We start from the raw sequence: 16,380 nt of genomic DNA, 5'->3' as shown, positions 1-16,380 counted from the left end.
AAAAGCCTATTTTTTCAAGAAAAATAGACTGTTCGCGAACGATTGATACAATTGGATTTGGTTAATTCACTCTTAACAATGATTTCAAATGATATACATTTTTATATATATAAATTAAAAACATCTTTCTTTTCACTTCTTACGACTTTTTAGACACAGATAGCCAAAGAAGCTTTCATAGAGGGCAAAAAAGAGAAGAAAAGCATGAAGGAAAAAGGTCTCTGGCAAAATCAGAATAACTGGATCCTTGGCTGGATCAAAAAGCCAGGTATCATCTCCCACAAAGAGAATTTGATGGAAAAGAGTAAAAAATTGGTCAAAACCAATCAAAACTCCCCCAAGACCAATCACCAAAGGCAAAACTACTAGAGTCAGAAGTCCCTTACTAAATAAAGATAAAAAGCCCTTTTTCACAATCCCTTTGACAAAGACATAGAAACTTGGTAATGTCACTAGAGCAACTAGTTGAACTAGATGAAAGAGGTCCTTGACCACCGCAAAATGGTGCAGCCCAGCTGCTGACGAACGAAAATCTGGCATCTGCAAGACCTGACTAAAAGGATCGGTCAGGTAATCCATCAAGATATGAAAGTTGTATTGAATGGTTTCTGGTTTTAAATAGACCCTATCCATTAAGTTCAACCACTGAATTTCCAGCGGATAAAAAATCCAAGCCAAATAAATGGTCAAAAGGATTGAGAGGGAGAGGAGAAAGAGCATAGAGCTCCAAAAGGTCAGTTTAGTTTTCATCAAAATCCCACTCCGCAAGACTAGAAACCACATGTGTCGGTGCGATTAGAAGGTCTGCTACTTCTTCTGCCTTAGTAAAACCTGTTGTCACTAAGAGCGTTGGAATGCCATTGTCAATCCCTGCTCGAATATCAGTCAGGTAATTGTCCCCAACCATGATTAATTCTTCACGTTCCAAGCCTAAGTGCTCAACCGCCTTGTCCATAATGATGGCATTTGGTTTTCCGATATAAACAGGCTTCACTCGTGTTGCTACTTCAAGAAGGGTAATCAGTGAACCAGCACCTGGCAAAAGCCCTCGTTCTGTCGGGATGTTGAGGTCTGGATTAGTTCCGATAAAGTGAGCATCCTTTTGGATAGCCAGAGTTGCTGTCGCAAATTTTTCATAGTCGACTTGCCAGTCCAGACCTACTACCACATAGGCAGGATTATCCTTGTCTTCCACATAACCAGCCGCCTTGATGGCTTCCTTGAGCCCTGCTTCTCCGATGACATAGACCGTCTTTTCAAGACCCAAGTCATTCATATAGTCGATAGTCGCCAAAGTAGCTGTGTAGACAGTCGATAGGGGCGTATCGATATTAAAATTCTGAGCCAACATCTCCTGAACACTCTCTGGAGTGCGGGTTGTATTGTTGGTCACAAAGAGATAGGGAATGTCCCGCTTTTGCAATTCATGGACAAAAGCCTCTCCTGCTGGAATTCGGTCTTTCCCCTTATAAATGGTTCCGTCTAAATCAATTAAATAGCCTTTATATTTCATCTATTTCTCCCTAATCCTTTTTTATTTCTTGCCAAGCGATGATAGCTTGGGCATTGGTCGCACCGTCGCTTGTAATCTCATGCTTGCTTTCCAGTCCAGTCCGTTCAACATCCGATGTAATCACCCCACCTGGTCGAACTTCCTTGACATACTTGAGGTTAATTTTTTGGGGAATATAGTGGGTCAAAAAGTCCGCTCCCATGATCTCAAAAATCCAGTCCAAGTATTTACTGTTATTGACATGACCATTCATATCCAAGTCGTAAAAACGAACATGGTAATCCTTACTGATTGGCTCTTCCAAGGACTCATACTTTGGCCCGCGGATAAGTTTTTTATCAAAATCAGACTGGTAAGGAGCCACAATCTCAGGTTCGACAGCATGGACTTTTCGACTGTCTCGATCCATGAGAACAAAGGTCGCCATCATGTAGATAAGGTCCTGCCCCGCTTCATCATAAATGGTAAAGCGACGGTAGCAAAAGAGTCGATTGTAGCTCAGGGCTTCCGTTTCGATGGTAATTTCTTCCGCAAAACGAGGCAAACGAACCACCTCAATATCGTATTCTGTGATAATCCAGACCAGATTATAGTTTTCCAAAATGGCCTTATCACTAACTCCCAGTTCAATCGACTGCATCCCTGAAACTTGCAGGGACAGCAAAATCACATCTGGAAGCTTGATATGACCGTTCATATCAGCCATATCAAAAGGAATTTTCATTTTCATTTGATAAGTTAAGCCCATCATCCTACTCCAAAATAAATCGTTCTGCTACGATGTCTCCTAAAAAGAGACCTCTTTTTGTCATGCGCACGCGATCACCGTCTATTTGCATGAGACCTTGTTGAACCAAGTCTCTGACAATTTCTCCATAAAGTCCATCGAAAGACCGTCCAAATTTTTCTTCAAATCGCGCCATAGAGACCCCTGATTTCTTGCGGAGCCCCAAGAACATTTCTTCTTCCATTTGCTCCTTTTGACTCAGGTGCTCTTCTGTGATGCGAGCATTACCTTCCTCAACTGCACTGAGATAATGACGAATGGGACCATGATTTTTATAGCGCACTCCATTGACATAACCAGATGCTCCAGCACCGATGCCATAGTATTCAGCATTGTCCCAGTACATGAGATTGTGACGACTTTCAAAACCGGGTTTGGAGAAATTGGAAATCTCATAATGCTCAAAACCAGCTCGCTCCAGCGCTGCGATGATGTACTCAAACATCTCAGCTTCCAGTTCCTCCTTAGGCAGAGGTAATTTCCCTCGTCGCATACGATTCATAAAGACCGTGTGATTTTCCAAAATCAAGCTATACAGACTCATATGGGGAATATCCAACCCAATGGCTTTAGCCACATTTTCCTTGACCTGCTCCATGGTCTGACCAGGCAACGCATAAATCAAGTCGATAGAGATATTGTCAAAACCAGCCAATTTCAGGCGGTCGATATTTTCATAAATATCCTTCTCCAAATGACTGCGCCCAATCTTTTTCAGCATTTTGTCGTCAAAGGTTTGCACACCTAGCGAAACACGATTGACAGCCGAGTTCTTCAAAACAGCAATTTTATCCGCATCCAAGTCCCCTGGATTTGCCTCAATGGTCAACTCTTCTAAGACAGACAGGTCCAAGTTTTTAGTCAAGCCCTTCAATAACACCTCTAGTTGCGTAGCCGACAGGGCTGTCGGTGTTCCACCACCGATATAGAGGGTTCTCAACTTTTGAATATCATAAGAACGAAACTCTTCTAACAGATGCTCTAAATAACTGTCGACTGGCTGATTCTTGATAAAAACTTTTGAAAAGTCACAATAATAACAAATCTGGGTACAAAATGGAATGTGCACATAGGCTGACGTTGGTTTTTTCTGCATAGTAATTATTATACCACAAAAGCGAACAATACTTAGAATTCCCTTTAACAAAATCCTAGCATTGTTCGCTTTCTTTATCTAAACATTCTTTGTATTTTATGACGAACACGATTCCCAGAACCAATCTAGTTTGTCTTTACAATACAAAAGAATGAATGTTCATTTGACTAAATTTTTAGTCTTCTTTTTTCTTTCTAAGAGCAAGTCCGAGACCACTTAGAATACCAAGAAGTCCTAGAGATGCAAGAGTCGCATTTGATTCTGTTCCTGTATTTGGCAATACATTTTGAGAATCATTTGATTTAGCTCCGTTATCACTAGCATCTGTAGTATCTTCATGATCTGCATTCGGTGTAACTGCATCTGGAATTGGAGTTGTTGGTGCAGGCATAGGCGCAGGTGTATCTTGACCAGAACCTCCATTAGTGTCAGGTTTGACTGGCGTATCAGGTGTCACTGGTGCAACTGGATTTGTATCTGTTGGTGTTGCTGGTGTTACCTTAGCTGGAGTTTCTACTGGAACTTCTACAGCTGGTTGACCTGGTTCAGTAATCTTACCTGTACCTGGAACTTTACCGTCTGGTAATTCACTGTTTGGTATTGTAGCTTTTCCGTCTTGTCCAATTATTACGACAATTGGTGTGCCATTCTTACCTGGAATTTCTACCTTCGTTCCTGGTGGATATGTTGAACCATCTGGTTTCTTAGGCGTTACTGTAACGTCACCTGTATTTGGATCTTGATAAACATCTAGTGTTGGTATCTTACGGGCTGGGGTTGTTACAATTACTTCTACAGGATCTTTTCCTGGTTCAGTAATCGTTCCTTTTCCTGGTTCTATTCCATCTGGTAAATCTTTATTAGGTATAGTTCCTTTTCCGTCTTTTCCAATTATTACGACGATAGGTTTACCATTCTTACCTGGTATTTCTACCTTAGTATTTTCTGGATATAGTGTTCCATCTGGTTTCTTAGGTGTTACCGTCACATCCCCTGTATTTGGATCTTGATTCAACTCTACTGTTGGTGTCTTACGAGCTGGGGTTGTTACATCCACCGGATTAGATGGTTTCTTACCTGGTTCTGTTACGGTTCCTTTTCCTGGTTTAGCTTCTTTTGGAAGTTGGTCATTTGGAACTGTTCCTGAGCCATCTTTTCCAATTGTCACTACTATAGATGTTCCATTTTCTCCTGGAATTTTCACCCTACTACCTTCCGGATACGTTGTTTTATCTGTTTTCTTCTTCGGTGTGACGACTGCATCTCCATTTGGTTTTATTGTGATTTCAATTGTACCTAATTCTGCCGTTTCTGGCGCAGTAGGATCAATTTTTTTCGGTGTTTCTACCTTAACTTCAACTGTTGTCTTACCTGGTTCCTTAATCCTACCTGTTCCTGGAGTATCTTCATCAGGTAAATCATTATTTGGAACTGTTCCTGTTCCATCATTTCCGATTGGTACAACGATTGGCTTGCCATCTTTCCCTGGAATTTCTACCGTAGTTCCTGGTGGATATGTTGTTCCATCTGGTTTTTTCGGTGTGACGGTGACATTTCCTGTAGCTGGATCTTGTGTCAGCTCTACTGTTGGAGTCTTACGAGCAGGTGTCGTTACAGCTACTGGTTGTGACGGTTTCTTATTCGGCTCTGTTACAATTCCTTTTCCTGTGACAGCTTCTTTTGGAAGTTTATCATTTGGAACTGTTCCTGAGCCGTTATCTCCAATCGTTACAATAATAGATGTTCCATTTTCTCCTGGAATCACAACCTTAGTTCCTGATGGATATGTTGAGCCATCTGGTTTCTTAGGTGTAACTACTGCATCTCCATTTGGATTTCTTGTAATTTCAATCTTACCTGATTGGTCTGTTTGAGGAGCGATTGGATTGATTTTACCTGGCGTTAGCACCTGAGCTTCCGTAGTTGGTTTTCCTGGTTCTGTAATCTTACCTGTTCCAGGTGCATTTCCATCTGGTAAGTCGTTATTTGGAACTGTTCCTGTTCCACCTTGTCCGATTTCTACTACAATTGGATTACCATTTTTACCTGGTATTTCGACCTTAGTTCCTGGTGGATATGTTCCTCCACCTGGCTTCATAGGAATCACTGTTACATCTCCAGTTTTTGGATCTTGATCCAAACGTATAGTTGACGGCTTACGAGCAGGCGTTATCACATCCACTGGTTGTGACGGTCTAGCTCCTGGCTCTGTTACTATTCCTTTTCCTGGCACTTCATCTTTTGGAAGTTTGTCATTCGGAACTAATCCAAAACCATCTTTTCCGATTGTCACAACAATAGGTGTTCCATTTTCTCCTGGAATTTTCACAGTCGTTCCTGCTTGATATGGTGTTCCATCTGGTTTTTTCGGTGTTACTGTGACATCTCCAGTTTTTGGATCTTGATCTAATTGTAGTGTTGGAACCTTTTTAGCTGGTGTTGTAATATTCACTGGTTGTGATGGTTTTTGATTTGGTTCTGTAATGATAGCTGTTCCTGGTACATCTCTTTCTGGTAAATCACCATTTGCAACTGTACCTGAACCATTTTCACCGATTACTACATCAATCGTTTTTCCATCTTTGCCTGGGATTGTTACAGTAGTTCCTGTAGGATAGTTTGAGCCATCTATTTTCTTCGGTGTTACTGTAACATCTCCTGTGCTTGGGTTTTGAGTCAACTCTACCGTTGGTGTCTTACGAACTGGCGTTGTTACATCTACTGGTTTTGATGGTTGTTTGTTTGGTTCTGTTACGACACCTTGTCCTGGTACTTCACCTTTTGGAAGTTGATCATTTGGTACTGTTCCAAAACCTTTGTCACCTATCGTTACTACTATTGTTGTTCCATTTTCACCTGGAATTTCTACCTTCGTATCTTTAGGGTACGGTTTTCCGTCTGGTTTTTTCGGTGTAACAATTGCGTCTCCATTTTTCTCACGTGTAATAGTTATTTCCACAGGAGTTTGTGTTGTAGCAACTTTTGGATCTGTTCCGTTTTTCTTTTCTTCCTCATCTGAAATTCCATCATTATCATCATCTTTATCTGTCACATCTGGATCTCCATCTCCATCTGTATCACGTTGAATAATAACTGGAACTTCTACTCGAATTTCCTCATCACCATTCTTAACTTTAACTGGAATGTTGATTTTACGTTCTTCATCACTACCCCAATTAGTTACGCTCGGTGTTCCTGTTAATTTACCATCTTTATCAACACTTAATCCATTTACTGGGTTTTCTGTTGTAATTGTTGAACCGTCTTTATTCGGTGTGACAACTTTCGCTAATGTTGAAGGAACTGGTTTCTTCTCTGTAACTTTAGTTGGATCTGAAACTTTTGCAGTTAGGTTGTTTGCATTTTTCGGATCTGTTCCATTTGCTTTTTCAACTTCATCTGGAATTCCATCGTTATCATCATCTGTATCTGTAACATCTGGATCTCCGTCTCCATCTGTGTCACGTTGGATTGTTACTCGAACTGTTACGTCTTTTTCTTCCGTTACTTCTTCTTTACCATTTTCTGTGAATTTTTCTACAACTTTAGTAACTTTAACCGGAATGTCGATAGGGCGTTCTTCTTCCTCTTTATCCCAATCATTTACTGTTGGGATTCCTTCCAGTTCGCCTTTATCATTGACTTTTAGTCCGTTCACTGTTCCATTTGGGGCGTTTGTTACAATCGTTGAACCTTCTTTATTTGGAGTTACAACTTTTATTGGAGTAACTGGTTGTTTCTCCTTCACTTTGTCTGGATTTGTAACTGCTACTTCTAAATCATTTGCAGCTTTTGGATCTGTTCCGTTTGTATCCTCTACAGTGTCTGGGATTCCATCGTTATCATCATCTGTGTCTTCTGAATCTGGGATTCCATCATTATCTGTATCACGTTGGATTGTGACTGGAACTTTTACTATGATTTCTTTATCACCATTTTTTACTTTAACCGGAATTAAGATATGACGTTCTTCTTCGTCTTTTTTCCAATTATCTACTGACGGTGTTCCTTCTAAGTTACCTTCATTATTGACTTTCAAGCCATTCATTGGATTTTCTGTCGTAATTGCTGAATTTGGCATATTCGGTGTGACAACTTTTGTTGGAGTTACTGGTTTTTTCTCTTTAACTTTAGTTGGTGAAGCAACTATTGCTGTTAGATTATCAGGAACTTTTGGATTTGTTCCATTACTTTTCTCTACTTCATCTGGAATTCCATCATTATCATCATCTGTATCTAAAACGTCTGGTGTTCCATCTCCATCTGTATCACGTTGGATTGTTACTGGAACTTTAACGGCAACAGTTTCTATAACATTTTCTTTACCATCTTTCTTTCTCGTTACTGTAACCGGAATGTTGATAGTTTTTTCTTCATCATCGCCCCAATTGTCCACTGTTGGAGTTCCTGTTAATTTACCTTCTCCATTAACTGTCAGACCGTTCACTTCTGGCGTAGTTGTAGTAATTGTTGCATCTTTTTTATTTGGAGTGACAACTTCTTTTGGAGTAACTTCTTTTTTCTCCAGCACTACATTCGGTTTTGTAACTTTCACACTTAGTCCGTCTGCAGTTTTTGAATCTGTTCCATTATTCTTTTCATCTTCATCTGAAATTCCATCGTTATCATCATCTAAATCGTCAACGTCCGGAGTTCCATCGTTATCTGTATCACGTTGGATTGTCACTGGAACATGTACCGTAACTTCCTCTTTTGGAGTTCCTTCTTTTTCTCTCGTAATTTTAACAGGAATTGTGATATTACGTTCTTCTTCTCCGCCAACCCAATCATTTACGGTTGGTGTTCCTTCTAATTTACCTTCTCCATTCACTTTCAATTCATTTACTGGATTTTCTGTTGTAATTGTTGAACCTTCTTTATTTGGCGTTACAACTTTTGGTAAAGTCGTCGGTACTGGAGTTTTTTCTTTCACTTTAGCTGGAGCTGTAACGATTCCTGTCAGACCATTTGCTACTTTTGGATCTGTTCCATTTCTCTTTTCATCGTCATCTGAAATTCCATCGTTATCATCATCTGTATCTGTCACATCTGGATTGCCATCTCCGTCTGTATCGCGTTGGATTTTAACCGGTACACTTACATTAGCTTCTTCCGAATCCTTCTTAACTTTTACTGGGATAGTAATATCACGTTCTTCTTCACCTTCACCCCAAGAGTCTACTTTTGGAGTTCCTGTTAAACTTCCATTATTATCAACGGTTAATCCATTTACAGAAGCTGGTGTTTCAATCGTTGATCCTGTCTTATTTGGTGTAACAACTCCTGGTTCAGTCACTTGTTTATTCTCAGTAACAGTAGATGGTTTTACTGCTCCTGTTAGACCATATGAGGTTGGCTTGTCTGGTTTATCAAAAATCTTTGGATCTGTTCCCTTTGCCTTTTCTTCCTCATCCGTAATTTTGTCACCGTCATCATCTGGATCTGTAGTGTCTGGTTCTCCATCTCCATCCGTATCACGTAAAATTGTAACTGGTACGCTTACTGTGATTTCTTCGTTTCCATTCGTAACTTTAACTGGAATTGTGATAGCACGTTTTTCTTCGTCTTTGCCCCAATTTTCTACTTTTGGCGTTCCTGTTAATTTACCTTCTCCATTAACTGTTAATCCATTCACTTCATCTGGCGTTGCAATCGTTGAACCCTCTTTATTTGGTGTGACAACTTTTTTAGAGTCAACTGCACGTTTCTCCAAAACTTCATTTGGTTTCGTAACTTCTGCTGTCAAATTCGTAGGTACACTAATATTTACACTAACGTTATCTGTTGTTTTATCTGGATACTCTACCACAACAACTGCCGAGACAGTTTGTCCACCTTGGCTCGTATCTGGTGGCGTTAACCAATGATATTTTGTTCCTTGTGGCAAATCTTGTTTGTTTCCAATACTATCTTCTGCGTTAGGTGTTGAGTTTTTAGGAACTGTTCGATTGATTCCTACTGGGTTATACTTGTCATTTTGTCCTTTAACTACAATTTCAATTGTTTTTTCAGCCTTATTATCATTCTTATCATAAGCTGTAATCGTTACTTTTGTTACTCCTGAGGCTCCAGTTGGAGTTCCTACGATTTGATTATTTTCAAATTTCAATCCATCTGGTAAGTCTTTTACTTCGATTGGAGTATCTTCACGCATTCCAACTCCACCATCGTTATCTTTAGCTGTTACTGGAATTGGTATAATTTCCTCACGATTTGTAACTGTAGCTCCATTAGCTGAAATCGTTGGTGCTGTTCTATCACGTGGTGTTACATCAAATGAGAAAATCACTGGTGTAGCTTTATTTCCTGCATCATCTGTTGCGTTAAATATAATTGTATTTTGTTTACCAACATCTTCAGCTATAGTATTAATTGTAATCTCTATTTCTTTTTCTTTTTCTGTATTTTTCACATATCTAGACGACACTACTCCTGTTGTTCCAACATTGTACCTCTTAAAATATTTAGCTAAAAATTCAGTCGCTTCAAAAGTAACATTTTTATCATCTTTTGCTTTTACTCTAAATGTTATAGTTTCGCCTTCTACTACTTTTAGGTTGTTAGCAGATAGTGTTAAAATAGGTGGTTCATTATCCGGTTTTATTGCAGTTGCTTTTGCTGGTTCTGAATCATCACTCGTTCCATTTTTGGTGATAGCTGTTACAACTGTTTCATTTTTTACTTTTTCAGCAGGGATTGTAATTTCACCTGTGTCTTCATTGATGTTGATTTCTGGATCATCTGAAATCCATTGATTAAATGGATTTTTTGTTCCTACTACTGTTTTTGGTGAATCATCTTCTCCTGTGTAAGTAACCGTAATTTTATCTGCTTTGGTTGGATCTTGTGGTTTTGCTGTTACAGACCCATCCTCATTTGCCGTTACTGTTGGTTTTTCTGGTTTTGGTGCTCTTGCTGTTTCTGTTGCTGGGTCTGAGTCAACACTATTTCCATTTTTTGTGATAGCTGTTACTACGGTATTATCTCTTACCTTATCAGCTGGAATTGTAATTTCACCTGTATTAGAATCAATAGTTACACCTGGATTGTTCACAACAGTCCATGTACCATCATTTCCTTTATTACCTACTACCGTTACATTTGTTCCATCTTCGTCTTTATAAGTAACCGTAATTTTATCTGCTTTGGCTGGATCTTGTGGTTTTGCTGTTACATTACCGTTATTTGGTGCAGTTAAGATTGGTTTTTCTGGTTTTGGTGCTTTTGCAGTTGCTTTGGCTGGAGCTGATTCATCACTGTTTCCATTTGTTGTAACTGCTGTTACTTCTGTATTATCTTTGACTTTATCAGCTGGAATTGTGATTGCACCAGTACTTGCATCGATTTGAACGTCTGGATTACCCGTAACAGTCCACGTTCCATTTCCACCTTTATTTCCTTCAGCCGTCTTATTAGAACCATCTTCTCCTGTGTAGCTAACTTTAATTTTATCTACTTTCGTTGAATCTTGCGGTTTAGCTGTTACAGATCCATCTTCTTTTGCTGTTGCTGATGGAGCTTCTGGTGTTTTTGCCTTATCCTCTGTAACATGAATAGGTGCATCTACAATAAATGTTCCACGTTCTGGAATAATGACTTCCACTTTACCATACACAGGTGCATTTGGTGCTGTAGCTTTTGATACATCTGGATCTTTAAACCAACGGTATGTTGTACCAGCAGGTAACTCTTTTGTATTAGCAATACTATTAATTGCATCTGGAACGACACCTTTATTAGTTGTTTGCTCTTTAGATACTGGTTTAAGATTATATTTAGCTGCTTCGTCTGGTTTCAACGGTAATACACCGATAATTGCATTTTCACCAGTTCTATAGCGTCTATATCCACCCTCTGTATATCCTCCATAAGCAAGGAATGGGTCATTGGCTAGACGTTTTTTTATTTCGTCAAGCATAGGGTTATTAGTGTTTTTATCTCCCCAATCCGACATAATACTATCATTTAGCTCTTTTCCTTCAAGAATTTTCGTCTTGAAAGTAATAATTGAACGTTGCCCTGCAACTACGTTCATTCTGTCTTCTATAACACCTCGAACAAGATTGTATTCAAGACCATCTTTACGAATCCCCAATATATCACTAACACGAGAAAAGGCATCGTTGTTAGGTTCTGTACCATCTCCGCTATTTTTACGATAAATATTAAACCTCCAATTATTCAGTCTAGTACCAGCCTCTGGGTTTATATATTTAAGCCATCCGTCTACATTTTCAGTATAAGCCGCCCCTGAACGTCGGACGCCATCTTTTACATAAGCACGAAAAGCAGAGTGTTCATACTCCCATGCTGATGCACTAACATAATCCTTATGGAAGGTCTGTTTTCCATCTTGGTATTTTGTATACGTAAATTCATAAGGATCTCCAACCGTACGTGGAATCGCAAGTGAAATTTTTTTAGAAACACCAGCCAATCCATTTGGTCTTGGCCCTGAATCTAATATCCAGTAATAATATTTATCCCCATTATTTTCAATACGCATTTCACGGTAAACACGAATATTGTCATAGGCTTGATCAGCAGTTCCCTTACTTACGAAGGCATATTGTTTTGTATCTGGAGAGAACACGTCACGATGTGAATAGTTAATCATAGGGTTTTTAATCCAACCAACCCCGAAGTCTGTTACTTTCGTGTTACGTACTGTACTTGTTCCACGACCAACTTCTTGACCATTCTTTTTGATAACAGTTGTAACAACCGCATCGTTTACCATTAAGTTCGTATCAACATTGACTGTGAAGTATCCATTTGATTGTGATCTAGTTGTGTATTTTCTTCCGCCGATTGATACTTCTACATCAGCTTCTGCCGCTGTATATCCATCAACTTGTGCAATTCCTGCTAAACTATCATTAAAAGCTACTGTATCTGTTTGTTTTACTGTAGTAGTAGTAACAGTCTGTCCATTAACCACTAATTCAACAACATCTCCAACTTCAATACCTGGGGCATTTAATTTAAAAGCTCCAGTATCGTCTAGTGTAGAAGTCAATACAGTTGTGCCATTTCTTTTAATCTCAATTGTTGAAGATGGCGTTGCATATCCTGTAATAAATCCAGAGTTGGCTACAACGATTCCTAACTCACCACGTTTGGTATTTTTATCAATAGGTGCTGAGCGAAGATCAGATCCTTCTTCCATGGTTTCGCCATTACGTGAATCACGAGACCCAGTATTGGCAATCGTATTTTCACCTTCTTTTAAAACCTTCTTAGGCGCATTTATCTTAGGCATCGAAGATAAGACAAAAATCTTCTCATTAAGTTTTTTAGCGATTGCATCAATTTCAGCTTGTGTCAATTCAAGACTATTGTTATTAAGCACACTATTAGCTGCTTCTAAATCTGCCTGGATTGCGGCAAGGGTCGAAGCTGGAGCTTTTTCCTTGTTGACCTTATCCAAGAGTTCTTGAACTTTTGTAATATTAGCTTGTAATTTAGTCTTATCTAATGTTTGTTTTTCAACTACCTCTTTATCAAGGGCAGTAGTCTCGTTTTCAGATGCATTCTCAGTTGAAGTTTCAGGTAGTTTCTCAGATAAAGTCTCAGCCGGATTCTCAGCAGTGGTTAGTGATTTTTCTTCTTTACCTGTAGTTAGAGAATCTTCTGTTTTAGGCAAATCTACTATTGTAGCAGTATGAGCCTCTTCTTTATCTGGGATAACCGGTGCTTCAGTAGTATCTGAAACTTGAGCAGCCTCAACTCGAACAGCCTGATGCCCAGACAAAAACATCAATGCCGCAACAGCTACTGAAGCTGCACCAAAGCTATATTTACGAATCGAAAAGCGCAGTACCTTTTCACCTTGCTGTCGATTTACTTTATATGAATTCGATTTGTGTTCCATTTCTCCTCCTAAGGAAAATATAATAAAAAAGCAATCTTTATAACTTCAACTCCTTAAAAAGAGTTAAGCTACAAAAATCACTATGATGATTGCTATAGGCAAATAACATCACAGCTATCACAGCTATCACAGCTATCACAGCTATCACAGCTATCACAGCTATCACAGCTATCACAGCTCAATTATACTATTTTCTACATACTTAATCAAATATTTGGCCTTATATTCTTTAACATTCGAAAATATTGTATATTTAAGTATAACATTGTGAATATATTGATATTTTTTTAAAAACAACTCTGTTCACAAAAAAGTAGATTATACTTATCTATTTTCAAAAATCATTAAATTTCTTTTTATTTAAGGTTTTATCCACATAAAAAAACCTATAAGCTCTATAGAGGTATAATCCACTAGAGAGTTTATAGGACCTAGAATAGTTACTATTTCTTTTATTCTTCTGTTATGTCAATCACAATCTCTTCTGATTCATCAAGAGTTTCGGCCTTTTCTTGCCATTGCTCTTTGAGATTATTGAATCGATCTTTTGATGCTTCTGTCGCTTGGCGAGCACATGATTTGGCTTGAGCAAGGATGCTGTCCACAGTGATTTCACCTGACTCAACCTGTTCTTTGGTTTTCAGAACAAAATCTGTAGCTTGCTCCTTAACTTCTGTCAGTTTTTCACAGACCTGCTCCTTGGCATACTCTGGATCTTCTCTCAAATCATCCAGAAAATCTTGAGCCTGACTGCAAACTTGTTTGCCCTTGTCACTTGTTAAAAACAAGGCAAGAGCTGCACCTGAAACGGTTCCTAAAAGGATTGAGGATAGTTTACCCATAAGGATTCTCCTTTTTATTTTTTGAAAAATTTACTTGCAAGACGAAGAGCTGACAAACTTGCCCCAGTCTTGAGTGTTTTTGAACCAGCTGATGAAGCTTTCTTGCTCAAGACACGCGCATGGTCATTGAGGTCTGAAACAGATAGAGACAAATCTGCAACAGCACTAAAGAGTGGATCAATCGTTGCCATCTTGACATTGATATCATCTGCCAAGACATTGACCTTAGCCAGCAACTCATTGGTATAATGCAAGGTCACATCTACATCTGAAGTTAATGTTTTAATCGTCTTTTCTGTTTCATCGATAACACGTCCAAGCTTTTGCACAGTAATGATTAGATACACTAAAAATACAATCAAAGCAAGGGCTACAAGAATATATGCAACTTCTAACATTTAGTTTTCCTCCTCTGAAATATAGTAAGGGGCCTTCTTTCGATTTTGATATAGAATGATAAAAATACCCAGTCCGATAAGGACAACTGATAGCCATTGCGATACCCGAAGGCCAAAGAACATGAGGCTATCTGTTCGCATGCCTTCGATGACCATACGACCGAAACCATACCAAATCAAGTAAAAGGCCGTGATATGGCCTCGTCTGAGACTCTTCCATTTTCGTCTGAATATCAAAATCAAAGCAAAGCCAAGTAGATTCCATAGAGACTCATAAAGGAAGGTCGGCTGACGGTAGCTCCCCTCAATATACATCTGGTCACGGATGAAGCCAGGTAGATAATCCAAATTATCCACTGCTGCACCATAAGCTTCTTGGTTAAAGAAATTACCCCAGCGACCCAAACTTTGGGCTATCATGACGCTAGGCGCTGCAATATCTAGAAAATCCCAAGTATTGATGAGTTTACGATCAGCAAAGATATAGAGTACAAGGGCACCAGTTATCAAACCACCGTAAATGGCCAAACCACCATTCCAAATGGCAAAAACCTCTCCCAAATTCTGACTATAGTAATCAAAACGGAAAATGACATAGTAGAGACGAGCTCCTAAAATAGCCAAAGGAAAGGCTATCAAGATAAAATCTAAAATATCGTCTGGTATGATCTTCTTTCTAGGCGCTTCTTTCATGGTCAAATAAACCGCAAGAATCAAACCTGTCACAATACACAGGGCATACCAACGAATGGCTAGAGGGCCTAGATGAATAGCAATTGGATCAAGCATTTTGCACCTCATTTCGAGCGATGAGATTTGTCAAGCGTTCTTCGAACAAACGAGTCGCATCAAAGCCCATTTCCTTGGCACGATAATTCATGGCAGCTGCCTCAATCACGACAGAAATATTACGACCTGTTTTCACTGGAATACGGATACGAGGAATGGCTACACCAGAAATTTCTAATTCCTCTGCATTGTTTCCAAGACGATCAAAAGTTTTATGCGTATCGTAATTTTCCAAATAGACAGCAAGCTGAACCTGTGAAGAATCCTTGACAGCACTGGCACCGTAGAGACTCATAACATCGATAATCCCAACCCCACGAATTTCAATCAAGTGTTTCAAAATTTCAGCTGGTTCACCCCAAAGAGTAATCTCGTCCTTGGCAAAGATATCGACCCGGTCATCAGCTACCAAACGGTGACCACGTTTGACAAGCTCCAGACCTGTCTCACTCTTACCGATTCCACTATCTCCCTGAATCAATACACCCATCCCATAGATATCCATCAAGACACCGTGCACACTGGTACGTTCTGCCAAACGAGAATCCAGATAGCTAGATAACTCTCCAGACAAACGACTAGTAGCCGTACGGCTGGTTAAAATAGCAATCTTACATTCTCTAGCAGCCTTTAACATCTCCTCTGGAACCACCAAACCACGGGCAACAATGACCGCAGGTGTCTCAGGTAGAAACATTTTTTTCAAAACTTCATAACGGCTGTTGGAAGGCATGCTGATCAGATAAGACCACTCCTTCATCCCCAAGAGCTGGATCCGCTCTGGCGTGTAGTAGTCAAAATAACCTGTCATTTCAAGACCGGGTCGCGTAATATCCGCTATATTGATTTCCTTTTCAAGCAATTCTGGTTCGCCATAGACAATGTCTAGTCTAAGCTTTTCAATCACTTCTTTTACTAAAACCGACATCATTTCCTCCTTCAAATGAGTTCTTTTTACTATTATATCAAATTGTAGGAGGATATTTCAGATTTTTGCAGGCTTTGGAGTATTTATTTATACTCAATGAAAATCAAAGAGCAAACTAGGAAACTAGCCGCAAGCTGCTCAAAACACTGTTTT

At 39.3% G+C, this 16,380-nt stretch carries 9 protein-coding genes; all 9 read right to left on the bottom strand.

What is annotated here, in order from left to right; genetic code table 11:
• Positions 1 to 132 precede the first annotated feature (132 nt).
• Positions 133 to 750 (bottom strand): TIGR01906 family membrane protein, encoded by a 618-nt coding sequence (locus HT721_RS03875; RefSeq protein WP_173228981.1) that lies wholly within the window; start codon positions 748 to 750, stop codon positions 133 to 135.
• Entirely contained in the window at positions 740 to 1,513 is a 774-nt protein-coding gene (locus HT721_RS03870; RefSeq protein ID WP_173228979.1) for a TIGR01457 family HAD-type hydrolase, read from the bottom strand. Before HT721_RS03870 ends, HT721_RS03875 begins: the two co-directional genes overlap by 11 nt.
• A gap of 10 nt (positions 1,514 to 1,523) precedes the next feature.
• Positions 1,524 to 2,261 carry an acyl-[acyl-carrier-protein] thioesterase gene (locus HT721_RS03865; RefSeq protein WP_112444284.1) on the bottom strand — a complete coding sequence of 246 codons (738 nt, stop codon included), beginning with the start codon at positions 2,259 to 2,261 and terminating at the stop codon, positions 1,524 to 1,526.
• A gap of 4 nt (positions 2,262 to 2,265) precedes the next feature.
• Positions 2,266 to 3,396 (bottom strand): radical SAM family heme chaperone HemW, encoded by a 1,131-nt coding sequence (gene hemW, locus HT721_RS03860; protein WP_112444131.1) that lies wholly within the window; start codon positions 3,394 to 3,396, stop codon positions 2,266 to 2,268.
• A 175-nt stretch (positions 3,397 to 3,571) separates the two neighbouring features.
• Positions 3,572 to 13,270 (bottom strand): Rib/alpha-like domain-containing protein, encoded by a 9,699-nt coding sequence (locus HT721_RS03855; RefSeq protein ID WP_173228977.1) that lies wholly within the window; start codon positions 13,268 to 13,270, stop codon positions 3,572 to 3,574.
• 452 nt (positions 13,271 to 13,722) lie between these two features.
• Positions 13,723 to 14,112 (bottom strand): YtxH domain-containing protein, encoded by a 390-nt coding sequence (locus HT721_RS03850; protein WP_173214060.1) that lies wholly within the window; start codon positions 14,110 to 14,112, stop codon positions 13,723 to 13,725.
• A gap of 14 nt (positions 14,113 to 14,126) precedes the next feature.
• On the bottom strand, positions 14,127 to 14,510 hold the full coding sequence (locus HT721_RS03845) for a DUF948 domain-containing protein (RefSeq protein WP_173214058.1): 384 nt from the start codon (positions 14,508 to 14,510) through the stop codon (positions 14,127 to 14,129).
• Positions 14,511 to 15,299: a prolipoprotein diacylglyceryl transferase gene (gene lgt, locus HT721_RS03840; RefSeq protein ID WP_173228975.1), complete on the bottom strand. Its 789-nt coding sequence runs from the start codon at positions 15,297 to 15,299 to the stop codon at positions 14,511 to 14,513.
• Complete coding sequence (hprK, locus tag HT721_RS03835) at positions 15,292 to 16,227, bottom strand: HPr(Ser) kinase/phosphatase (protein ID WP_173228973.1); 936 nt, start codon at positions 16,225 to 16,227, stop codon at positions 15,292 to 15,294. The genes lgt and hprK overlap by 8 nt, the downstream gene beginning before the upstream one ends.
• Positions 16,228 to 16,380 lie beyond the last annotated feature (153 nt).

The organism is Streptococcus sp. 4094, from assembly GCF_013277125.1.
In the GTDB taxonomy this organism is placed as follows: domain Bacteria; phylum Bacillota; class Bacilli; order Lactobacillales; family Streptococcaceae; genus Streptococcus.
Note: the sequence above shows the minus strand (reverse complement) of the source record. Positions and strands in the feature narration are given on the sequence as shown.